Below are 23,297 nucleotides of genomic sequence, written 5' to 3'. Positions count from 1 at the left end.
GCAATATTGCCTGAAACCCATCGGTTTCTGAGTTGAGGAATCACACGTAATGAGCGATATGGCAGAGCGCCTCGCGCTACATGAATTCACGGAAAACGCCTACCTGAACTACTCCATGTACGTCATCATGGACAGGGCGTTGCCGTTTATCGGGGATGGCCTGAAGCCCGTTCAGCGCCGCATCGTCTATGCGATGTCCGAACTGGGGCTGAATGCGACCGCCAAGTTCAAGAAATCCGCCCGTACCGTTGGTGACGTGCTGGGGAAATACCATCCGCACGGTGACAGCGCCTGCTATGAAGCGATGGTGCTGATGGCCCAGCCGTTCTCTTACCGCTATCCGCTGGTGGATGGCCAGGGGAACTGGGGGGCGCCGGACGATCCGAAATCCTTCGCGGCGATGCGTTATACCGAATCCCGTCTGTCTAAATATGCCGAAGTGCTGTTGGGCGAACTGGGGCAGGGTACGGTCGACTGGGTGCCAAACTTCGACGGTACGATGCAGGAGCCGAAAATGCTGCCTGCGCGTCTGCCGAACATCCTGCTGAACGGCACGACCGGTATCGCCGTGGGCATGGCGACGGACATTCCGCCGCACAACCTGCGTGAAGTGGCGAAAGCCGCCATCACCCTGATTGAGCAGCCAAAAACCTCGCTGGACGATCTGCTGGATATCGTGCAGGGGCCGGACTATCCGACCGAAGCCGAGATCATCACCTCGCGTGCGGAAATCCGTAAAATCTACCAGAACGGCCGCGGCTCCGTGCGCATGCGCGCGGTATGGACCAAAGAGGATGGCGCCGTGGTGATCACCGCGCTGCCGCACCAGGTCTCCGGCGCGAAGGTGCTGGAGCAGATTGCCTCCCAGATGCGCAATAAAAAGCTGCCGATGGTGGACGACCTGCGTGACGAATCGGACCACGAAAACCCGACCCGTCTGGTGATTGTGCCGCGCTCTAACCGCGTGGATATGGAGCAGGTGATGAACCACCTGTTCGCCACTACCGATCTGGAAAAAAGCTACCGCATCAACCTGAACATGATTGGTCTGGACGGTCGCCCGGCGGTGAAAAACCTGCTGGAGATCCTCACCGAATGGCTGGCCTTCCGCCGCGATACGGTGCGCCGCCGTCTGAACCATCGCCTGGAGAAAGTGCTTAAGCGCCTGCATATCCTCGAAGGTTTGCTGGTGGCGTTCCTCAACATTGACGAAGTGATTGAGATCATTCGTACCGAGGACGAACCTAAGCCTGCCCTGATGTCGCGCTTTGGCATCAGCGAAACCCAGGCCGAAGCGATCCTCGAACTGAAGCTACGCCATCTCGCTAAGCTGGAAGAGATGAAGATCCGCGGGGAGCAGAACGAGCTGGAAAAAGAGCGCGATCAGCTTCAGGCGATTCTGGCGTCCGAGCGCAAGATGAACACCCTGCTGAAGAAAGAGTTGCAGGCCGATGCCGACGCCTTTGGCGACGACCGTCGTTCTCCGCTGCATGAGCGCGAAGAAGCGAAGGCGATGAACGAGCACGACATGCTGCCGTCCGAGCCGGTGACCATCGTGCTTTCCCAGAGCGGCTGGGTGCGTAGCGCCAAAGGCCACGATATCGACGCGCCGGGTCTGAGCTACAAATCCGGTGACAGCTTCAAGGCGGCGGTGAAGGGCAAGAGCAACCAGCCGGTGGCGTTTATCGACTCCACGGGCCGCAGCTACGCCATTGATCCGATCACGCTGCCATCCGCGCGCGGGCAGGGCGAACCGCTGACCGGCAAGCTGACGCTGCCGCCGGGCGCCACGGTTGACCATATGCTGATGGAAGCCGACAATCAAAAACTGCTGATGGCGTCTGATGCTGGCTACGGCTTTATCTGCACCTTTAACGATCTGGTATCGCGTAACCGCGCCGGTAAAGCGCTGATCAGCCTGCCGGATAACGCCCACGTCATGCCGCCGCTGATCATCGAGAACGAAAGCGATATGCTGCTGGCGATCACCGCTGCCGGACGCATGCTGATGTTCCCGGTCAGCGATCTGCCGGAGCTGTCGAAAGGGAAGGGCAACAAGATCATCAGTATCCCGTCAGCGGAAGCGGCAAAAGGCGAAGATAGCCTGGCGCATCTCTTCCTGCTGCCGCCGCAGAGCACGCTGACCATTCATGTCGGCAAACGTAAGATCAAACTGCGTCCGGAAGAGTTGCAGAAGGTGGTTGGCGAGCGCGGACGTCGCGGCTCACTGATGCGTGGCCTGCAGCGCATCGACCGCGTGGAGATCGACTCGCCGGCGCGCAGCAAAGCGGACGACAGCGAAGAGTAACCTGTTTCATCCCCCCCTCTTTCCGGAGGGGGATTACCATAAAATTTCCCGTAAAAACGTTGTTAATTCGTGCGTTGCGATTAACAATACGCGCTCGTAATAAAGTCCTTACCTGGCCACAGGTGAAGTATAATTGTCAGCTGTCAGGGCTTCAGAGGTCGCTATGCTATACATTGTTCGTCTTATTCTTACCGTTATTTACTGCATTCTGGTCTGTATTTTCGGATCGATTTATTGCCTGTTCAGCCCGCGTAACCCAAAACATGTCGCGACGTTCGGGCACATGTTTGGTCGCCTTGCGCCATTGTTCGGCCTGAAGGTTGAAAAGCGTCTGCCTGAAGGGGCGGAGAATTTCGGTAACGCCATCTATATCGCTAACCATCAGAACAACTACGATATGGTGACGGCCTCAAATATTGTTATTCCGCCGACCGTAACCGTCGGGAAAAAGAGCCTGCTGTGGATCCCGCTTTTCGGCCAACTGTACTGGCTCACCGGTAACTTGCTGATTGACCGCAACAACCGTGCGAAAGCGCATGGCACCATTGCGGAAGTGGTGGATCAGTTTAAAAAGCGCCGGATCTCAATCTGGATGTTCCCGGAAGGGACGCGCAGCCGCGGTCGCGGCCTGCTGCCGTTCAAGACCGGCGCGTTTCATGCTGCAATTGCGGCAGGCGTTCCAATTATTCCCGTGTGCGTTTCCAATACATCGAATAAGATTAATCTTAACCGTCTGAAAAACGGACTGGTCATTGTCGAAATGCTACCGCCGGTGGATACCTCCAAATACGGTAAAGACCAGGTGCGCGAGCTGGCCACGCACTGCCGCGAGCTGATGGCTCAGCACATTGCACAGCTCGATAAAGAAGTTGCAGAGCGAGAAGCCGCCGGTAAGATTTAACCCGGTTTCGTTCAAGGGAAAACGAATTCCCGCGTTGTTAGTCGTTTCAGATGGAGCTTATATGTCACTCAGTCGGCGTCAGTTTATTCAGGCTTCGGGTATCGCCCTTTGTGCGGGTGCGATGCCGCGGACAGCCAGCGCCGCCGGGCAGCAACAGCCGCTGCCTATTCCGCCGTTGATTGAATCCCGTCGCGGACAGCCGCTATTCCTCACGCTTCAGCGTAGCCACTGGTCCTTTACCCAGGGAACGCGCGCGCAGGTATGGGGCATTAACGGACGCTACCTCGGGCCGACCATTCGCGTGTGGAATGGGGATGACGTCAAGCTCATCTACAGTAACCGGACGACGGAAAATGTCGCAATGACCGTCAGTGGGTTGCAGGTGCCGGGGCCGCTGATGGGCGGCGCGGCGCGCATGATGTCGCCGAATGCCGACTGGGCGCCCGTCCTCCCGATTCGTCAGAGCGCGGCGACATTGTGGTATCACGCCAACACCCCGAACCGCACCGCCCAGCAGGTCTATAACGGCCTGGCCGGGATGTGGCTGATTGAAGATGAGGTCAGTAAAACGCTGCCGATCCCGAATCACTACGGTGTTGATGATTTCCCGATCATTATTCAGGACAAGCGTCTGGATAACTTCGGTACGCCGGAGTACAGCGAGCCGGGCAGCGGTGGCTTTGTAGGCGATACGCTGCTGGTTAACGGCGCGCAAAGCCCGTATGTCGAAGTGTCTCGAGGCTGGGTGCGCCTGCGTCTGTTGAATGCTTCTAACTCGCGCCGCTACCTGCTGCAAATGAGCGACGGCCGCGCCCTGCATGTGATTTCAGGCGATCAGGGGTTATTACCTGCGCCGGTGTCGGTGAAACAGCTGGCGCTTGCGCCGGGCGAACGTCGTGAAATCCTCGTGGATATGACCAACGGGGATGAAGTGTCCGTGACCTGCGGCGAAGCGGCAAGCATTGTTGACCGCATTCGCGGCTTCTTTGAACCGTCGAGCGTTCTGGTCTCCACGCTGGTGCTGACGCTGCGCCCGACCGGCCTGTTGCCGCTGGTGACCGACAGTCTGCCGATGCGCCTGCTGCCGCAAGAAATTGTGACCGGCCCGGCAGTACGCAGTCGCGATATCAGCCTTGGCGACGATCCGGGCATCAACGGCGCGCTGTGGGACGTAAACCGTATTGATATCACCGCCCAGCAGGGAACCTGGGAGCGCTGGACCGTCCGCTCGGAGATGCCGCAGTCGTTCCATATTGAAGGGGTGTCATTCCTGATCCGCAACGTCAACGGGGCGATGCCGTTCCCGGAAGACAGGGGCTGGAAAGACACCGTCTGGGTGGATGGGCAGGTAGAACTGCTCGTCTACTATGGACAGCCGTCATGGCCGCACTTCCCGTTCCTGTTCCACAGCCAGACGCTGGAGATGATGGACAGGGGGTCGGTAGGGCAGATGCTGGTGAATCCGGCACCGTAAAACGAGTCGGGTGGCGGCTTCGCCTTACCCGACCTACAGGCCCGTAGGCCCGGTAAGCGTAGCGTCACCGGGCAATAAATACCCCTTCATTTCCCCCGATAAACCAGCGTATAATCCCGCTCCTTTTGTCTATTTTTTCTTCGGAAGCATTATGAGCGCAATTTCCCTGATCCAGCCGGATCGCGACCTCTTCTCCTGGCCCCAGTACTGGGCAGCCTGCTTTGGACCGGCGCCGTTCCTGCCGATGTCCCGGGAAGAGATGGATCAACTGGGCTGGGACAGCTGCGATATCATTCTGGTGACGGGTGATGCGTATGTCGATCACCCGAGCTTTGGCATGGCGATCTGCGGCCGTATGCTGGAAGCTCAGGGTTTCCGCGTGGGGATTATTTCTCAGCCTGACTGGAACAGCAAAGACGACTTTATGCGTCTGGGTAAACCTAACCTGTTCTTTGGCGTGACCGCGGGCAACATGGACTCGATGATCAACCGCTATACCGCGGACCGTAAGCTGCGTCATGACGACGCTTATACGGCAGATAACGTGGCGGGTAAACGTCCCGATCGCGCGACCCTCGTCTACACCCAGCGATGCAAAGAAGCATGGAAAGACGTGCCGGTGATCCTGGGCGGCATCGAGGCGAGCCTGCGCCGCACCGCGCACTACGACTACTGGTCTGACACCGTGCGCCGTTCGGTGCTGGTGGATTCGAAAGCCGACATGCTGATCTTCGGCAACGGCGAGCGTCCGCTGGTGGAAGTGGCGCATCGCCTGGCGCAGGGTGAAGCGGTCAGCGAGATCCGCGACGTGCGCAACACCGCGATCATGGTGAAAGAGGCGCTGCCGGGCTGGAGCGGGGTGGATTCCCGCATTATCGATATGCCGGGCAAAATCGACCCTATCCCGCATCCGTACGGTGACGATCTGCCGTGCGCGGATAACAAACCAGTTGAGCCGAAGAAAGCGGAAGCAAAGGCCGTGGTGGTGCAGCCGCCGCGTCCGAAGCCGTGGGAAAAGACCTATGTGCTGCTGCCGTCATATGAGAAGGTCAAAGCTGACAAGGTGCTCTACGCACACGCCTCCCGTATTCTGCACCATGAAACCAACCCGGGCTGTGCCCGCGCGTTGATGCAAAAGCACGGCGAGCGTTATATCTGGGTTAACCCGCCGGCGATCCCGCTCTCTACCGAAGAGATGGACAGCGTTTTTGCCCTGCCGTACAAGCGTGTGCCGCATCCGTCATATGGCAACAGCCGTATTCCGGCGTACGAGATGATCCGCTTCTCGGTCAACATCATGCGCGGCTGCTTCGGCGGGTGCTCCTTCTGTTCGATCACCGAACACGAAGGTCGTATTATTCAGAGCCGTTCCGAAGAGTCGATTGTTAACGAGATCGAAGCCATTCGCGACACGGTCCCGGGCTTTACCGGCGTAATCTCCGATCTGGGTGGTCCAACGGCTAACATGTACATGCTGCGCTGCAAATCGCCGCGCGCTGAGCAGACCTGTCGTCGTCTCTCCTGCGTCTATCCGAGCATTTGCGAGCATATGGACACCAACCACGAGCCGACGATCAACCTTTACCGTCGCGCCCGTGACCTGAAAGGCATCAAGAAGATCCTGATCGCCTCCGGCGTGCGTTACGACATTGCGGTGGAAGATCCGCGCTACATCAAAGAGCTGGCGACGCACCACGTTGGCGGTTATCTGAAGATCGCCCCGGAGCACACCGAAGAGGGCCCGCTGTCCAAAATGATGAAGCCGGGCATGGGCAGCTATGACCGCTTTAAACAGCTGTTTGATACCTTTTCAAAACAGGCGGGGAAAGAGCAGTATCTGATCCCATACTTCATCTCCGCGCACCCCGGCACCCGTGATGAAGACATGGTGAACCTGGCGCTGTGGCTGAAGCAGCGTCGATTCCGTCTGGATCAGGTGCAGAACTTTTACCCGTCGCCGCTCGCCAACTCGACGACCATGTATTACACCGGCAAAAACCCGCTAAGTAAGATTGGCTATAAGAGTGAAGACGTGGTGGTGCCGAAAGGGGATAAACAGCGCCGTCTGCACAAAGCGCTGCTGCGCTATCACGACCCGAAAAACTGGCCGCTGATCCGTCAGGCGCTGGAAGAGATGGGGAAAAAGCACCTGATCGGCTCGCGTCGTGATTGCCTGGTGCCTGCGCCAACGCTGGAAGAGATGCGCGAAGCGCGCCGCCAGAACCGCAATACGCGCCCGGCGCTGACCAAGCACACGCCAATTGTGCATCAGCGTTCGAACGGTGGGGCTTCGGGGACGAAAAAAACGGGAAAACGTAAGATCGGATAACGATGATGCCCTCACCCCGGCCCTCTCCCACAGGGAGAGGGTGGAAAGCATTCCCTCTCCCTGTGGGAGAGGGTTAGGGTGAGGGGAAACTACCCGCCGAACTGATCCGGGTCCGGCCCAAGCCGCTTGCCCTGATCCAGCTTCGCAATCTCACCCAGCTCGTCTTTATCCAGGCGGAAATCCCAGACGTCGAAGTTCTCGGCGATACGCGATGGCGTGACCGATTTCGGGATCACCACCAGACCGCTATCCAAATGCCAGCGAATGACGATCTGCGCCGGCGTTTTGCCGTACTTATCCGCCAGTTCACGAATGATTTTCTGGTCAAACACCCCTTCGCCGCCCTGAGCCAGCGGGCTCCAGGATTCGGTCTGGATCTTGTGCGTGGCGTTCCACGAATGAAGCTGGCGCTGCTGCATCAGCGGGTGTAGCTCAATCTGGTTAATCACCGGCGCGACGCCCGTTTCATCAATCAGGCGTTGCAGGTGATGAACCTGAAAATTACAGACGCCGATGCTTTTTATCAGCCCCTCTTTTTGCAGCTCAATCATCCCTTTCCAGGCATCAACGTAATGGTCGATAGCCGGTACCGGCCAGTGCATGAGATAAAGATCGACGAAATCGAGCTGGAGTTTCTCCAGACTCTCCTGTAACGCTTCGCGTGGACGCTTTTGATCGTCGTTCCACAGCTTGGTGGTGATGAATAACTCATCGCGGGGAATGCCAGCGCTGGCAAGCGCGGTCCCCACGCCGTCCTCGTTTTTATAGGCGGCGGCGGTATCGATGGACCGATAGCCTACTTCCAGGGCTTTATGAATGGCGGAGACGACCTCGTCGTTACCGGCTTTCCATACACCTAGCCCCAGCTGGGGCATCACGTTGCCGTCCTGTAGCTTGATTACGGTTTGGTTTGCCATTTTTCCTCCTTCAGGTGCTCATCGCCGGAGGGAACCTCCGACAATGTGATGTGCATTAAGTCTGGACGAAATGTCAAAAAACGAAAGTCAGGATCCTAAAAACGCTTAGCGTGCCGCTTCGTAAATACGACGGCTGACGTCCAGGGTGATGTCGCCATGCTCGCCGATCTGCGTCATACCGTGTGCTTCCAGCTTCGCCAGCAGGGCAGGGATGGAGCTGCCGTCCAGGCCGTAGCCAGAGAGACGCGTAGGCACGCCCAGGCTTTCAAAGAAGTGACGGGTGGCTGCAATTGCGGCATCAATACGCGCATCGTCGGAACCCTCGGTGATGTTCCACACGCGTTCGGCGTACTGGAGCAGTTTGGCGCGTTTAGCGTCACGTTTTTCATTCCACAGCGCAGGCAGAACCACCGCCAGCGTCTGGGCGTGATCCAGGCCGTGCATCGCCGTCAGCTCGTGACCGAGCATATGGGTCGCCCAGTCCTGTGGCACGCCTGCACCGATAAGGCCATTCAGTGCCTGTGTTGCAGCCCACATCACGTTAGCACGCACGTCATAGTTTTCAGGCTCTTTCAGCGCTTTCGGACCTTCTTCAATCAGCGTCAACAGAATGCCTTCCGCGAAACGATCCTGAATTTTGGCGTTCACCGGGTAAGTGACGTACTGCTCAACGGTGTGAACAAAGGCGTCGACCACGCCGTTCGCCACCTGACGCGCAGGCAGGGTATAGGTGTAAACCGGATCGAGGATCGCGAACACGGGCTGAACGTGTTCGTTCATAAAGGCCTGCTTGTCACCGGTGGTTTTACGGGAGATGACCGCGCCTTTGTTGGACTCAGAGCCGGTGGCCGGCAGCGTCAGCACGGAGCCCATCGGGATCGCACTGCTGATGTCGCTGCCGCCCGTTTCCAGAATATGCCACGGGTCGATGCCGTCAGCGTAATGCGCTGCCGCCGCGATGAATTTGGTGCCGTCCAGCACGGAACCGCCGCCCACCGCCAGCAGGAAAGTGATCTGCTCGTCACGGGCGATTTTTACCGCGTTCATCAGCGTTTCATAAGACGGGTTAGGCTCGATACCGCCGAACTCGCGTACGTCCAGCCCTTCCAAAGCGCTGTAAACCTGATCCAGTACGCCGGTTTTTTTCACGCTGCCGCCGCCGTAGGTAATCAGGACGCGGGCGTCCGTCGGGATTTGCGCGCGCAGGTCAGCGATAGCGTCTTTACCAAACAGAATGCGGGTTGGGGTGTGAAGATTAAAGTTGTTCATGGCTTGTTCCCTGTAGTGGGTAAAAAATCGTGGTGGCGCAGAAGGCAACCTGATGCTGCACATTGTGGCGGGCAGGCGCTATCCTCTCAATGCACATTCCTGCCGATGTCTTGCCCATTTCTACAGCACGCTGGAGAAACGGTAAGAAAATGCGCACACTGTCAGCGTCGGAAACCGTACCCGGAGTAACTGAAAATGAACCGTGATGCCATCTGCCGCCAGCTAACGTCGCAGATTAAAAGATTGATAGATAACGGAAATGATTCGGCTGAGCTGTTGCCGGATATCCGATTGCTCTACGGTACCCAGCCCGGAACGCGCACCCCGGTGATGTATCAGCCCGGCATCGTGTTTCTCTTTTCTGGCCATAAGATTGGCTATATCAATGAGCGCGTGTTCCGTTACGACACCAATGAATATCTGCTTCTGACTGTACCTTTACCCTTTGAATGTGAAACTTTCGCGACAGAGGAGGTACCGCTGGCCGGGATCCGCGTCAACGTCGACATTCTCCAGTTGCAGGAGTTGCTGATGGAGATTGGGGAGGACGAACTTTTCCGGCCGTCGATGGCGGCAAGCGGTATCAACTCCGCGACCCTATCGGAGGAAATTCTCTGCGCGATTGAACGCCTGTTAGACGTGATGGAAAGGCCTCTGGATGCGCGTATTCTCGGAAAGCAGATTATCCGAGAAATTCTTTACCATGTGCTGCTGGGACCGGGCGGCGGGGCGCTGCTGGCGCTGGTAAGCCGGCAAACGCACTTCAGCCTCATTAGTCGCGTGCTGAAGCGCATCGAGAGCCAGTACACGGAAAACCTCAGCGTTGATCAGCTGGCGGCGGAAGCCAATATGAGCGTCTCGGCGTTTCACCATAACTTTAAATCCGTCACCAGCACGTCGCCGTTGCAGTACCTCAAAACTTACCGTCTGCATAAGGCGCGGATGCTGATGATCCACGATGGCATGAAGGCCAGCGCCGCGGCGATGCGGGTCGGGTATGAAAGCGCGTCGCAGTTTAGTCGGGAGTTTAAGCGTTACTTCGGCGTCACGCCGGGGGAAGATGCGTCACGTATCAGAACCATGCAGGGAGCGTGAGGGGAAACGGAGGCCGGGTAAGCGGTAGCGCCACCCGGCTTTTATTTATGCGCTGCAATACTTTTTCTTGATCACCACCGCAATGGTCCCCACCAGCCCTGCAACCAGCAGGAAAATCGGCAGGATCATCAGGAAAGTCATTACCTGGTCTTCATGGCGCTTAACAAAGGGGATCATATTCAGCGCGTAGCCGAGCGTGGTGACCACGCCCACCCAGAGCAGAGCGCTCAGCCAGTTGAAGAACTGGAAGCGGCGGTTAGAGAGGCCTGAAATACCCGCCATGGTAGGCAACAGGGTGCGAACGAACGCCAGAAAACGCCCGGCAAGCAACGCCAGCAGGCCGTGACGGTCAAACATGCAGGTCGCGCGCTGATGATATTTATGCGGCAGCTGCGCCAGCCAGCCTTTCACCACGCGGGTGTTTCCAAGCCAGCGCCCTTGCAGGTAGCTCAGCCAACAGCCGAGACTGGCCGCAGAGGTGAGGATCACCATTGTTGGTGCGAAGTCCATCACGCCCTTGCCGATTAACGCCCCTGCGAGCAGGAGCAGGCTGTCACCGGGTAAAAATGAGGCTGGCAGTAATCCATTTTCCAGAAACAGCGTCGCGAACATCACGAAATAGACAATCCCGACGACATGTGGGTCCGCCAGCGCGGCAAAATCGTGTTGCCAGAGCGCCGTGATGATATTTTGAATAACAGCCATGGACTTTCCTGTGGAACAGCAGATATAACGCTATTGTACTCCCAATTTTGCCTGTCGGGGTTGATCGCAGGCGCATCTCATACAGACTTTTCTGCTTGCGGTGTTCAGAATAGCGTCCAGGGAGTACATGTCAGCCAGCACTTTACACGATGCGCTCAAATCCTGCCGATAAATCCGCAATTAAATCGTCCACATTTTCCAGCCCGATATGCAGGCGGATTAAGGTCCCCTCGAAGTCCACCTCGCCGCCCGGGCGCAGGGCCGCAATCTGCTCCGGCTGATTGGGCAGGATCAACGATTCAAACCCACCCCATGAATAGGCCATGCTGAAGAGGGTAAAGTTATCCAGATAGCTTGCCAGCTCGGCGTCATTCAGGCGCTTCTTAAGAACAAATGAGAACAACCCGCTGCTGCCCGTAAAGTCACGTTGCCAGTATTCGTGGCCCTTGCTGCCCGGCAGCGCCGGATGGTTAACGCGCTCCACCTGCGGATGCAGCGCCAGCCACTGAGCAATTTGCAGGCTGCTTTCGTGATGCTGACGCAGACGCACGCCGAGCGTACGGATGCCCCGGCTGGTCATGTAGGCGGTATCGGCATCCACCATCTGGCCCATCAGGTAGGCGTTTTCACGCAATTGCTCCCAGCAGCGGGCATTAGATACCGCCGTACCGATCATGCCGTCTGAGTGGCCAATCAGGTATTTGGTCGCCGCCTGAATGGAGATATCGATGTCAAATTCCAGGGCTTTAAACAGCACACCTGCCGCCCAGGTGTTGTCGATCATGATGATCGCTTCCGGCGCTATGCTGCGCACCGCCTTCACGATGGCCGGGACATCATGCACTTCCATGGTGATGGAGCCGGGAGATTCCAGGAACACAACGCGCGTGTTGGGCTGAATAAGCCCGGCAATACCGGCCCCAATCAGCGGATCGAACCAGCTGGTGGTGACGCCGAGCTTGCTGAGTATTTTGGTGCAGAAGTCCTGGCTTGGCTCGTAGGCGGTATTGGTCATCAGGACGTGGTCACCCTGTTCCACAAACGCCAGAATGGTATTGGCGACCGCCGCCGCACCGCACGGGAACAGCGCGCAGCCCGCGCCGCCCTCCAGTTCGCACATGGCTTCCTGCAACGAGAAATGGGTTAACGTGCCACGGCGACCGTAAAACAGCCCGCCCTTCGCGCGATTACGCGTGGCGATTTTTTTATCTTCGACGGTATCAAACACCAGCGAGGAGGCACGCTGGATCACGCTGTTGACCGAGCCCTGGGTGTATTTTTTACTGCGTCCTGCCTGCACCAGCGTGGTCTCAAGCTGCTTTTTAGTCATGTTCGCTAACCCTATTTTTATACGTCTGGACGTCCAGACTACCACGATTGTCAGAATGTGCATCCGGATGCTTATCGAATAAGCAGAAAATATTATCAAATATTCGCACAAGAAATTTTTACTGCGTAAGCGCAAGGAAAGTGAGCGAAAATTACGGCACTATGTAAATACTAATGAGAACTACTATCAATTCGACGACGTTTTGATATTATTACGTTCAGATTGTGTGATTTGCGTCCTGGAGATACAGAGTGGGTAATAATTTGATGCAGACGGATCTCTCCGTTTGGGGCATGTATCAACATGCTGACATCGTCGTTAAGGTTGTGATGATCGGCCTGATTCTGGCGTCCGTGATCACCTGGGCTATCTTCTTCAGCAAGAGCGCCGAACTTCTTTCACAAAAACGCCGCCTCAAGCGTGAGCAGAAGCAGCTGACGGAAGCCCGCTCTCTGGATCAGGCTTCTGATATCACCTCATCCTTCCATGCGAAAAGCCTGACTACCCTGTTAGTGAACGAAGCGCAGAACGAGCTGGAACTCTCCGCAGGCAGTGAAGATAACGAAGGCATTAAAGAGCGTACCGGTTTCCGTCTGGAGCGTCGCGTTGCGGCCGTGGGTCGTCATATGGGCCGCGGTAACGGCTACCTGGCGACTATCGGCGCTATCTCCCCGTTCGTCGGCCTGTTCGGTACCGTCTGGGGCATCATGAACAGCTTTATCGGTATCGCCCAGACGCAGACCACTAACCTTGCGGTCGTCGCGCCGGGTATCGCAGAAGCGCTGCTGGCAACGGCTATCGGTCTGGTTGCCGCTATCCCTGCGGTAGTTATCTATAACATCTTCGCGCGCATGATTGGCAGTTACAAAGCCACACTGGGTGACGTTGCCGCGCAGGTTCTGCTGCTGCAAAGCCGCGATCTGGACCTGAACGCCAGCGCCGTTAAACCGGTGCATGCGGCGTCCAAACTGCGCGTAGGTTGATTGTATGGCAATGCGTCTTAATGAAAATCTGGACGATAACGGTGAAATGCATGAGATCAACGTGACGCCGTTTATCGACGTCATGCTGGTTCTGCTGATTATCTTTATGGTTGCCGCGCCGCTGGCGACGGTGGACGTGAAGGTGAATCTGCCAGCGTCCTCCAGCCAGCCGCAGCCGCGTCCGGAAAAGCCTGTCTACCTTTCCGTGAAGGCCGATAAGTCCATGTTCCTGGGCAACGATCCGGTGACGGATGCCTCGGTTATTCCGGCGCTGGACCAGCTGACCGGCGGCAAGAAAGACACCACCGTCTTCTTCCGCGCGGATAAAACCGTCGATTATGAAACCATGATGAAGGTAATGGACACGCTGCATCAAGCGGGATACCTGAAGATTGGTCTGGTCGGCGAAGAGAAAGCGGCCGCGAAGTAAAACGAAGGCGAAGCCGCCTTCCGTGCCGGGTGGCGGCTTCGCCTTACCCGGCCTACAATCTCAGGCTAGCGCCGCCGGGCGAACCATGTTGTCAGCAGTTAGAAGATGTTGTTGACGCCTCTTCATCGAGCGCCACGCAGGTGACGTTTGATGTGCGATAGTTGCCTTCCGAGAGTTTACGGGTCAGGCGCAGGGTGGCTGTCTCGCGTGCCAGCAGGTACTGATAGTTCGTCTCCAGTCGCCCAAGGATCTTCTCTTTAAGCTCAGGGCGCAGCTCAATAATGGCGTTCATCACCGCGCCGTAAATCTCCTCTTTGGCCTGCAAGGCATAAATTTCCCGACGGTTCTGCCATTTCAGGCGCACCAGCGTGGCCGGAATCGAAACCAAGTCCTGCGTTATTCGCGTCATCTCGTCATTTTTTATCTTTTTCAGGGCGTCGAGATTCTGCTTTAAGATAAATTCATCGCTTTTCTTATCATCTAAAGTCAAATAAACGTTATTACCGCTATCATCATTCACGTTAATCATCCCCCAGGTTATAAAAAATGGGATTGCTTTTTTCACGCGTAATTAAGTTAAGCCAAATTTCATTGCCAGCTTCATTTATTTGCTGTGTTTTCTCGGCCATTATTTGACTTAGAGCCTGGGCATCTATTTCCCCTTCGGCCTGTAAATCATTCAGCAGATGAACTAAGGCTTCAATCTTGATGGCACGAAATAACCGTTCTTTTAAATGGCGATCGTGTTCTTCCAGCACCATATTACGGGATTTGCCGGTGCGTGAAACACCAATTAATATATCGGCTTCATAGTCGGAGAGTTTTCTTTTTCCTTGAGTGAAATTCGCCTCTTTATCTGCTTCCGTCGAAGGCTGTTCCACAGGCGTAATGTGGTACTTTGCCGGGACAAGATTGTCGGGCAGCATTTTAATTTCCTTTAATTTCAAAAGGGTGGGGTTGGAAAAAGGGTGAGATTCGTTGACAATATCATGAGGCGATTTTAAAATCAAAAAAAATGGAGCCTACCCATGAACAGCATTTTCTTCACGGTCGTAACGTTACTATTACTGACCGCTGGCGTGCTTTTATTGATGCAAGAGTTCAATAAAACGAAAGTGTCAAATGACGCCAGTGAACCACCGCAGCCTGAATTGATGTCCAAAGAGGAGGGGGAAGATCATTTCTCCGTCTTGATGAACGCCGTGACGCCAGTCTGGTACTGGCGGGTGAATCACGAATATATCGATTTTCTCCATGCGACAATTAAGCGAATGAAAATGGCCGAAATTAATGATACGCCCGGCCTGTTCGACGCGCAGCGCCGCTGTAGCGACCTTAATTCGGCGGTCTATAAATATTACGACAATATCAAAAAGCGCTGTCTGAATGGCGAGAAGGTGTCGTATTCCGATTTAGACGTATTAAATCTGCGCCAGTGTTTTCGCGAGTTTAGCCTGGAAGCCTACCCGGAACTGGTCGCACTGGTCTGGCCGGAGTATGCGCGTCCGGATGTGGATCCCAACGAGGTATAGTTGAGATATACTGAGCGCTGGTTTCGTTTGCAGACAGGATTTTATGGAACGCTTCTTTGAAAACGCAATGTATGCCTCTCGCTGGCTGCTCGCACCCGTCTATTTTGGTCTCTCTCTGGCGCTGGTCGCCCTGACGATCAAGTTCTTCCAGGAGATATTCCACGTCCTGCCAAACATTTTCTCCGTGGCAGAAGCCGATTTGATTCTGGTTCTGCTGTCGCTGGTGGATATGACGCTGGTAGGAGGATTACTGGTGATGGTGATGTTCTCCGGTTATGAGAATTTCGTCTCTCAGCTTGATATCGCCGAGCACAAAGAAAAGCTCAACTGGCTGGGGAAAATGGACGCCTCATCGCTGAAAAATAAAGTCGCGGCGTCGATTGTGGCGATTTCGTCTATTCACCTGTTACGTGTCTTTATGGATGCTAAAAACGTCCCGGATAATAAGCTGATGTGGTATGTGATTATCCACCTGACGTTTGTACTGTCGGCGTTTGTAATGGGATATCTGGATAAGATCAGTAAGAAATAAATTTACAGCGCCCCTCACCCTGCCCTCTCCCCAGAGGGGAGAGGGCAGGGTGAGGGGCGAAAGCATCGGACCGCACTATTTATTTATCCGACGACGCCTGCCACAAATTCAGCTCACCATCCGCCACGTGCTGGTCAATCCGCGTCAGTTCATCTTCGGTAAAGCACAGGTTATTCAGCGCCTGAACGTTCTCTTCCAGTTGCTCCGGGCGGCTCGCGCCGATGAGCACTGACGTTACACGTGTATCTTTCAACAGCCAGCTTAGCGCCATCTGCGCCATCGTCTGCCCGCGCGCGTGCGCCATCTCGTTCAGCAGACGAAGGCTGCTCAGGTTGGCTTCGGTCAGCATTTTCTCCGTCAGGCCGCGCACTTTTTTCCCTTCGCGCTGCATACGTGAACCGTCCGGAATACCGTTCAGGTATTTCCCGGTCAGCAGGCCCTGCGCCAGCGGGGTAAAGGCGATACAGCCCGTTCCGTTTTTCTCCAGCGCGTCCAGCAGACCAGTCTTGTCGACCCAGCGGTTAAGCAGGTTGTAAGACGGCTGGTGGATCAAAAGCGGGATCTTCCACTCGCGCAGCAATTCGGCCATCACCGTCGTGCGTTCCGTGGAGTAGGACGAAATGCCGACGTACAGCGCTTTTCCGCTCTGCACCGCGTGTGCCAACGCGGCGGCGGTCTCTTCCATCGGCGTGTTTTCGTCTACGCGGTGAGAATAGAAAATATCCACATACTCCACGCCCATGCGTTTCAGGCTCTGGTCGAGGCTGGCGAGCAGATACTTACGTGAACCACCCGAACCATACGGTCCTGGCCACATGTCGTAGCCCGCTTTGGTGGAGATGATCAGCTCGTCGCGATACCCGGCAAAATCTTCTCGCAGCAGGCGGCCAAAATTTTCTTCAGCGCTGCCTGGAGGGGGGCCGTAGTTGTTGGCAAGGTCAAAATGGGTAATGCCGAGATCGAAGGCCTTACGCAGCAGCGCGCGCTGGGAATCGAGCGCCTGAATGTGGCCAAAGCTGTGCCACAGACCCAGCGACAGCGCCGGTAAGCGCAGGCCGCTTTTGCCGCAGTATCGGTACTGCATGTTTTCGTATCGGCCGGTGTAAGGGTGCCAGGACATGATGTCTCCTTTCTTATCGGTGAATTTTCGAAACAGCGTTTTTATTCTAAGCTTATCAAATCATAAATCATGGAGATAAGCGATGACGCGCCTGACTGCCAAAGATTTTCCGCAAGAGCTGCTTGATTACTATGACTATTACGCCCACGGTAAAATCAGCAAACGCGAATTTCTGAATCTCGCGGCGCGCTATGCCGCAGGCGGCGTAACGGCGCTGATGCTGTTTAATATGCTTAAACCCAACTACGCCCTCGCGGAGCAGGTTAAATTCACCGATCCCGATATTCTTCCGGAATACATCACTTATCCCTCGCCCAATGGTCACGGCGAAGTGCGCGGTTACCTGGTGAAGCCGGCCAAAGCCACCGCGAAAACGCCCGCGGTAGTGGTCGTGCATGAGAACCGGGGGCTGAATCCGTATATTGAAGACGTGGCACGACGCGTGGCGAAAGCGGGGTATATCGCGCTGGCTCCCGACGGCCTGAGCTCGGTGGGGGGATACCCCGGCAACGACGACGAAGGAAAGGTTTTGCAGCAGAAGGTCGACCCGACAAGGCTGATGAACGACTTTTTTGCCGCCATAGAGTTTATGAAAAATCATCCGGAAGCCACCGGTAAGGTGGGGATTACCGGTTTTTGCTACGGCGGCGGCGTATCGAATGCCGCCGCCGTAGCGTATCCGGAACTCGACTGTGCGGTGCCCTTCTATGGTCGTCAGCCGCGGGTGGAGGATGTGCCAAAAATTAGCGCGCCGCTCCTGCTTCATTATGCCGAGCTGGACAAAAATATTAACGAGGGCTGGCCTGCCTATGAAGCCGCGCTGAAATCAAATAATAAGGTTTATGAAGCGTATATCTACCCCGGCGTAAACCATGGATTTCACAACGATTCTACCCCACGCTATGACCAGCCCGCAGCCGAGCTGGCCTGGTCGAGAACGTTAAGCTGGTTTAAAAAATATCTGGAATGATAAGCCCTGCTTAAATAAATCATCACAAAGGGTTATCTTTTCCCCTGTCCCTGCCGATAACGAGGGTAGTACTCGCCTCTGGGCGAATTCACCCTCACGGCAAGGAATACTCAATGAAGATGCTTCGTAATTTCACCATCCGTTTCGTCATGCTGACGGTACTGGGGATCTTTTGTGTCATGTGGGCAGGCGTGGGGCTTTACAGCACCTGGTCTCTGTCTCGTGTTTCTGATGGTAATGACGTTGACCGCCAGCTGGTCAGGCAAATGACGGTGCTGAGCCAGGGCAACGATCAGTATTTCCGTTTCGTCACCCGCCTGAGCCGGGCGATGGAAGCTAAAGCAGCGGGCGGCACGCCGGACCTGGCTCCTGCTCAGCAGGCGCTGGATAACATGAGTAAAAAGCTGGAAGAGATGAAGGCTATCTCCCCGGGCCCGATGGATGAAAAGGTCTCTGCGCAGGTGATTTCCACCTGGCAGGCGCTGCTCGATCGGGGCGTTACGCCTCAGATGGTGCAGGCAAAGCAGGCGACGCTCGAAGGCTATCGTCAGCATGCCAACAATGTTACGCCGCCGCTAAGCCGCGCGTTTGGCGCCGCGGTTGAGAACTTTAACAATTCTGCGGTGAAGGCGCTCGACAGTACGCGCGTTGTGGTCGACAGCCTGACCAGCATGACCCGGACGGTGATTATCACCGCCACGATCGTGGGTCTGCTGATCCTGCTGTTCACCGACCGCTACCTGGTGGCGCTGCTGGTAAAACCGCTGGAGCGTATCCGTCAGCAGTTCCGCCAGATTGCGCAGGGCGATCTCAGCCAGCCGATTGAGCCTATTGGCCGCAACTGCGTGGGGCAACTGGTTCCGCTGCTAAGCGCCATGCAGGACAGCCTGCGGGAGGCGGTCAGCACGATTCGTTCCGGCAGCGAGAATATCTGGCGCGGGGCAACGGAGATCTCCAGCGGGAATAACGATCTCTCTTCGCGTACCGAAGAGCAGGCCGCTGCGCTGGAAGAGACCGCGGCCAGCATGGAACAGCTTACCGCAACGGTGAAGCTGAACGCCGAAAGCGCGCGCCAGGCCAGCCAGCTTGCGGATGTCGCCTCCAGTACGGCCAGCCGCGGCGGGTCGCTGGTAGATGATGAGGTCACGACCATGAGCGGCATTTCGGACAGCTCGAAGAAAATTGCTGAAATCACTACCGTTATCAACAGCATCGCCTTCCAGACCAATATTCTGGCGCTGAACGCCGCGGTGGAAGCGGCTCGGGCCGGGGAGCAGGGGCGCGGCTTTGCGGTCGTGGCGGGTGAGGTGCGTAATCTGGCCAGCCGCAGCGCGAATGCGGCAAAAGAGATCGAAGGGCTGATTGCGGATTCCGTTGCCCGCGTGGAGCAGGGGGCGCAGCTGGTGAACGATACCGGCACGACGATGGAAGCTATCCTGCGCGACGTGACGGAGGTGAACGTCATTATGAAGCAGATCGCCACCGCGTCAGAGGAGCAGAGCAAAGGTATTTCTCAGGTCGGCGTTGCCATCACGCAGATGGACGGCGTGACCCAGCAGAACGCCTCGCTGGTGGAGCAGGTTTCCGCCGCCGCCGCCGCACTGGAACGGCAGACCGAAGAACTCCAGCGCTCAGTGCAGAAGTTCCGTCTCACCGCGTAACCTCATCGTGTCAGGCCGTCTCTGGCGGCCTGACGTTTATCGCTCTGAATAATCTGTGTCACCTGCGACAGCTGACCAATTTTCACTTCGCTTGCCCGCATAAATTTACTTTTGTCTATCAGCAGCAGCGACTGGCTGGCGCGGTTTAACAGCAGCGCCTTAAAGCCCGCGTTGTGCTCGGATGGATCCCAGAGGACGCCATGCTCATCGACCCCTTCACACGAGAAGATGAACAGATCGATCTCCAGCCCTTTTAGCTGCGTCACCAGCGCCGGATTAACATAGCAGCGATACTTACGCTCAAGCGTTCCGCCGGAGCAGATAAGCGTGATCCGCTCGCGCTTCGCCATCTCGTGGCAGACAGGCAGGCTATTGGTAAACACGGTGAGTTCGATATCCGGAAGCTGGCGCGCCAGATGAAAGCAGGTCGAGCTGGCGTCGAGGGCGATGGTCATCCCTTCGCTGATCCAGCCCAGCGCGTGTCGGGCAATATCGGCTTTGTCGGCATAATGGCTTTTCAGGCGTGCGCCAAAGGGTTCACCGCTGTCGCGGCTGTCCGGGTGAATCAGACGCGCACGCCCGTGCTGGCGCAGAAGTTTCCCCTGCTGCTGTAACGACTTCAGATCCCGGCGGATCGTCTCTTTGCTGACGGAGAGCTTTTCAGCCAGGGCATCAGTGGTCAGCCAGTCACTTTTACTCAGCAGGGTGATGATGCTCTGCTGTCGGGTCGCTTTTAGCGTCTGGTCTGACATTCGAGGATCCTTGCGCACGCGTGCTGACTCATTTTTCTCATCGCAGAAGAGGGGCGGCGAACCGCCCGGTCATGGGTCAATCCTGACGTTTATCTTCCGTCTGGGTATCGAAGTCGCTCGCTGAATGGCGCTCATGCAGCTGCTCGTTCAGCTCGCCGTTGGTGCGGTTAACAATGCGCCCGCGTTTAACGGCCGGGCGATTCGCCACATCTTTTGCCCAGCGCTGCACGTTGGTGTACTTCCCGGCGTCGAGGAATTCGGCGGCGTTGTAAACGCTGCCCAGCGCCACGCAGCCAAACCACGGCCAGACTGCCATATCCGCAATGGTATATTCCTCACCCGCTACATAACGACCGCGCCCCAGCTGCTTGTCCAGCACGTCGAACAGGCGTTTAGCTTCCATGGTGAAGCGATCGATAGCGTACTCAATCTTCACCGGCGCGTAGTTATAGAAGTGGCCAAAACCGCCGCCGAGGAACGGGGCCGCGCCCTGTAACCAGAACAGCCAGTTCAGGGTTTCCGTACGTCCTGCCGGATCTTTTGGCAGGAAGTGACCAAATTTCTCGGCCAGATAGAGCAGGATATTGCCGGATTCAAAGACGCGCGTCGGCGGGGTGGTAGAGTGGTCACGCAGTGCCGGGATCTTCGAGTTCGGGTTCACGTCGACAAAACCGCTGGAGAACTGATCGCCCTCACCGATGCGGATTAACCATGCGTCGTATTCCGCGCCCGTCACGCCCAGCGCCAGCAGCTCTTCCAGCATGATGGTAACTTTCTGTCCATTCGGCGTACCCAGAGAGTACAGCTGGAGCGGGTGCTCGCCCACAGGCAGCTCTTTCTCGTGCGTAGCGCCCGAGACGGGACGGTTGATATTGGCGAACGCGCCGCCGTTATTCTGTTTCCATTCCCACACTTTCGGTGGCTGATAGGTGTTATCTGACATGTTGGCCTGCCTTTTTGGTGTTGTGTTGAGGCAGTGTAGCAGGAGATAGGGGAACCGTTTAACGATGCGAGCGTAATGGGCAGGGCGGGTGTATGATAACGCCACCTCTGTCAGTTAATTACAACGTGCAGACGACGACAACCCCACAAAAAAATTGCCGCCTGCCTGTTTTAGGTTGGACACATGCGTAAAGGAACGTTAAGCAGTGACGCACCCTTCGGGACGTTATTAGGTTATGCGCCGGGTGGCGTGGCGATTTACTCTTCAAATTACGGCAGTCTCGATCCGCGGCACTACCCGGAAGACGCGGAATTCCGCAGCTATATCGGCAACGAATACATGGGCCATAAATGGCAGTGCGTTGAGTTTGCGCGCCGTTTCCTGTTTCTCAACCACGGGTTTGTCTTTACCGACGTCGGGATGGCGTGGGAGATCTTCTCCCTGCGTTTTTTACGCCAGGTGGTGAATGACAACATCCTGCCGCTACAGGCCTTTGCTAATGGCTCAAAACGCGCGCCGCAGGCCGGTGCGCTGCTCATCTGGCAAAAGGGCGGTGAGTTTCAAGAGACCGGCCACGTCGCCGTCATCACCCAGTTGCTGGACGACAAAGTGCGCATTGCCGAGCAGAACGTTATTCACTCTCCGCTACCGATGGGGCAGCAGTGGACGCGCGAGCTGCGTCTGAGCGTTGAGAACGGTTGCTATACGCTTCATGATACGTTCAGCGATACCGAGATCCTCGGCTGGATGATCCAGACGGAGGAGACGGAACACAGTATTCCTCAGCCGGAGATCGACGGTGAGCTGCTGAAAATCAGCGGCGCGCGGTTGAAGAACAACCGTCAGTTCGACGGAAAATGGCTCAATGAAAACGACGCCCTGCAACAGGCGTACGTTCGCGCGAACGGCCACGTTATTAACAACGATCCCTGCCAGTACTTCACCATTACCGAAAGTGCCGAGCAGGAGCTGATCAAAGCCACCAACGAACTGCACCTGATGTACCTTCATGCCACCGACAAGGTGCTGAAAGACGACAGCTTACTCGCGCTTTTCGACATCCCGAAAATTCTCTGGCCGCGTCTGCGCCTCTCCTGGCAGTGGCGTCGTCACCATATGATCACCGGTCGTATGGATTTCTGCATGGATGAGCGCGGCATTAAGGTTTACGAGTACAACGCGGATTCCGCCTCCTGCCATACCGAGGGCGGGCTGATTCTTGAAGAGTGGGTGAAAAACGGCTATCGCGGCACCGGCCACAATCCGGCGGAAGGCTTGCTGGAGGAGCTGACCGGCGCCTGGAAGCACAGCCACGCGCGGCCGTTCGTCCATATTATGCAGGACAACGATATCGAAGAGGATTACCACGCGCTCTTTATTCAGCGCTCGCTGATCCAGGCCGGGTTTGAAACCAAAATCCTGCATGGACTGGGCGCGCTGAGCTGGGATGCCGCCGGGCAACTGATTGATGATGAAGGCCGTCACGTCAACTGCGTATGGAAAACCTGGGCGTGGGAAACGGCGATCGAGCAGATCCGCGAGGTGAGCGAAACCGAGTACGCCGCCGTGCCCATCCGTACCGGTCACCCGCAAGGTGAAGTGCGCCTGATTGACGTCCTGCTGCGCCCGGAAGTGCTGGTCTTTGAACCGCTGTGGACGGTGATCCCAGGTAACAAGGCGATCCTGCCGGTGCTGTGGCAGCTGTTCCCGAACCACCGTTACCTGCTGGATACCGATTTTGAGGTGAATGCGCTGCTGAAACGGACAGGCTATGCCGTTAAACCGATAGCCGGACGCTGCGGGAGCAATATCGATCTGATCGGCGCCCAGGATCAACTGCTGGACCAGTCCAGCGGCAAGTTTGTTGACCGCAAAAATATCTACCAGCAGCTATGGTGCCTGCCAAAGGTTGACGGCAGATACATACAGGTCTGCACCTTTACCGTGGGCGGAAACTATGGCGGAACCTGTCTGCGTGGGGATGACTCGCTGGTGGTGAAGAAAGAGAGCGATATTGAACCGCTGATTGTGGTGAAGGATAACTAA

Annotated in this window: 21 protein-coding genes; 12 read left to right on the top strand and 9 right to left on the bottom strand. The window is 56.3% G+C overall.

Annotated features, from left to right (window positions below):
* Positions 1-49 precede the first annotated feature (49 nt).
* The 4 genes from parC to C3451_RS17700 all read left to right on the top strand — a co-directional run bounded on the left by parC (position 50) and on the right by C3451_RS17700 (position 7,012).
* Positions 50-2,308, top strand: a complete 2,259-nt coding sequence (gene parC, locus C3451_RS17715) for a DNA topoisomerase IV subunit A (protein WP_045622728.1) — start codon at positions 50-52, stop codon at positions 2,306-2,308.
* Between the two features lie 163 nt (positions 2,309-2,471).
* Positions 2,472-3,209: a 1-acylglycerol-3-phosphate O-acyltransferase gene (gene plsC, locus C3451_RS17710; protein WP_022649406.1), complete on the top strand. Its 738-nt coding sequence runs from the start codon at positions 2,472-2,474 to the stop codon at positions 3,207-3,209.
* 61 nt (positions 3,210-3,270) lie between these two features.
* Positions 3,271-4,683, top strand: a complete 1,413-nt coding sequence (gene ftsP / locus C3451_RS17705) for a cell division protein FtsP (protein WP_023298607.1) — start codon at positions 3,271-3,273, stop codon at positions 4,681-4,683.
* Between the two features lie 151 nt (positions 4,684-4,834).
* A complete protein-coding gene (locus tag C3451_RS17700; RefSeq protein WP_046618810.1) occupies positions 4,835-7,012 on the top strand; it encodes a YgiQ family radical SAM protein in 2,178 nt (725 codons plus the stop codon).
* Between the two features lie 89 nt (positions 7,013-7,101).
* Here C3451_RS17700 and dkgA read toward each other — a convergent pair whose 3' ends face one another.
* Positions 7,102-7,929, bottom strand: coding sequence for a 2,5-didehydrogluconate reductase DkgA (gene dkgA, locus C3451_RS17695; RefSeq protein ID WP_023306942.1), 828 nt, complete (start codon positions 7,927-7,929; stop codon positions 7,102-7,104).
* Positions 7,930-8,034: 105 nt separating this feature from the next.
* On the bottom strand, positions 8,035-9,198 hold the full coding sequence (gene yqhD / locus C3451_RS17690) for an alcohol dehydrogenase (protein ID WP_045623057.1): 1,164 nt from the start codon (positions 9,196-9,198) through the stop codon (positions 8,035-8,037).
* A gap of 195 nt (positions 9,199-9,393) precedes the next feature.
* Between yqhD and C3451_RS17685 the strand changes: the two genes are divergently transcribed.
* Positions 9,394-10,293, top strand: a complete 900-nt coding sequence (locus tag C3451_RS17685) for an AraC family transcriptional regulator (RefSeq protein WP_017382749.1) — start codon at positions 9,394-9,396, stop codon at positions 10,291-10,293.
* Positions 10,294-10,338: 45 nt separating this feature from the next.
* Here C3451_RS17685 and yghB read toward each other — a convergent pair whose 3' ends face one another.
* Both yghB and metC read right to left on the bottom strand, forming a co-directional pair.
* Positions 10,339-10,998 carry a DedA family general envelope maintenance protein YghB gene (gene yghB, locus C3451_RS17680; protein ID WP_015571869.1) on the bottom strand — a complete coding sequence of 220 codons (660 nt, stop codon included), beginning with the start codon at positions 10,996-10,998 and terminating at the stop codon, positions 10,339-10,341.
* A gap of 142 nt (positions 10,999-11,140) precedes the next feature.
* A complete protein-coding gene (gene metC, locus C3451_RS17675) occupies positions 11,141-12,328 on the bottom strand; it encodes a cystathionine beta-lyase (protein WP_045623055.1) in 1,188 nt (395 codons plus the stop codon).
* Between the two features lie 251 nt (positions 12,329-12,579).
* On the opposite strand from metC, the gene exbB reads away from it, so the two are divergent.
* A complete protein-coding gene (gene exbB, locus C3451_RS17670; RefSeq protein ID WP_023306939.1) occupies positions 12,580-13,311 on the top strand; it encodes a tol-pal system-associated acyl-CoA thioesterase in 732 nt (243 codons plus the stop codon).
* A gap of 4 nt (positions 13,312-13,315) precedes the next feature.
* Entirely contained in the window at positions 13,316-13,741 is a 426-nt protein-coding gene (gene exbD / locus C3451_RS17665) for a TonB system transport protein ExbD (protein WP_023298601.1), read from the top strand.
* A gap of 91 nt (positions 13,742-13,832) precedes the next feature.
* Here exbD and C3451_RS17660 read toward each other — a convergent pair whose 3' ends face one another.
* Together C3451_RS17660 and C3451_RS17655 are read right to left on the bottom strand one after the other, a co-directional pair.
* Positions 13,833-14,270, bottom strand: a complete 438-nt coding sequence (locus C3451_RS17660) for a hypothetical protein (RefSeq protein WP_023298600.1) — start codon at positions 14,268-14,270, stop codon at positions 13,833-13,835.
* On the bottom strand, positions 14,263-14,667 hold the full coding sequence (locus C3451_RS17655) for a hypothetical protein (RefSeq protein ID WP_023330187.1): 405 nt from the start codon (positions 14,665-14,667) through the stop codon (positions 14,263-14,265). Before C3451_RS17655 ends, C3451_RS17660 begins: the two co-directional genes overlap by 8 nt.
* A gap of 102 nt (positions 14,668-14,769) precedes the next feature.
* Here C3451_RS17655 and C3451_RS17650 point away from each other — a divergent pair, with 102 nt between their 5' ends.
* The gene (locus C3451_RS17650) at positions 14,770-15,273 is read left to right on the top strand and encodes a hypothetical protein (protein WP_023298598.1); all 504 of its coding nucleotides are present in this window, start codon (positions 14,770-14,772) and stop codon (positions 15,271-15,273) included.
* 43 nt (positions 15,274-15,316) lie between these two features.
* Positions 15,317-15,805 (top strand): TIGR00645 family protein, encoded by a 489-nt coding sequence (locus C3451_RS17645; RefSeq protein WP_006811956.1) that lies wholly within the window; start codon positions 15,317-15,319, stop codon positions 15,803-15,805.
* A gap of 79 nt (positions 15,806-15,884) precedes the next feature.
* Here the strand turns inward: C3451_RS17645 and C3451_RS17640 are convergent, their stop codons facing one another.
* Positions 15,885-16,925: an aldo/keto reductase gene (locus C3451_RS17640; protein ID WP_022649394.1), complete on the bottom strand. Its 1,041-nt coding sequence runs from the start codon at positions 16,923-16,925 to the stop codon at positions 15,885-15,887.
* 82 nt (positions 16,926-17,007) lie between these two features.
* Here C3451_RS17640 and yghX point away from each other — a divergent pair, with 82 nt between their 5' ends.
* Positions 17,008-17,895, top strand: coding sequence for a YghX family hydrolase (gene yghX / locus C3451_RS17635; protein WP_023306936.1), 888 nt, complete (start codon positions 17,008-17,010; stop codon positions 17,893-17,895).
* Positions 17,896-18,008: 113 nt separating this feature from the next.
* Positions 18,009-19,556: a methyl-accepting chemotaxis protein gene (locus C3451_RS17630; RefSeq protein ID WP_124304362.1), complete on the top strand. Its 1,548-nt coding sequence runs from the start codon at positions 18,009-18,011 to the stop codon at positions 19,554-19,556.
* Between the two features lie 2 nt (positions 19,557-19,558).
* On the opposite strand, the gene fucR is transcribed toward C3451_RS17630, so the two are convergent.
* Positions 19,559-20,308, bottom strand: a complete 750-nt coding sequence (fucR, locus tag C3451_RS17625; protein WP_045623050.1) for an L-fucose operon activator — start codon at positions 20,306-20,308, stop codon at positions 19,559-19,561.
* 76 nt (positions 20,309-20,384) lie between these two features.
* Positions 20,385-21,251 (bottom strand): glutathione-dependent disulfide-bond oxidoreductase, encoded by an 867-nt coding sequence (gene yghU / locus C3451_RS17620; protein WP_023306934.1) that lies wholly within the window; start codon positions 21,249-21,251, stop codon positions 20,385-20,387.
* Between the two features lie 183 nt (positions 21,252-21,434).
* Between yghU and gss the strand changes: the two genes are divergently transcribed.
* Positions 21,435-23,297 carry a bifunctional glutathionylspermidine amidase/synthase gene (gss, locus tag C3451_RS17615; protein ID WP_045623048.1) on the top strand — a complete coding sequence of 621 codons (1,863 nt, stop codon included), beginning with the start codon at positions 21,435-21,437 and terminating at the stop codon, positions 23,295-23,297.

This window comes from Enterobacter sp. 301B, assembly GCF_003850715.1.
Classification (GTDB): Bacteria; Pseudomonadota; Gammaproteobacteria; order Enterobacterales; family Enterobacteriaceae; genus Enterobacter; species Enterobacter intestinihominis.
The sequence above is the reverse complement of the archived record's forward strand: the minus strand, read 5'-3'. Positions and strand labels throughout refer to the sequence as shown.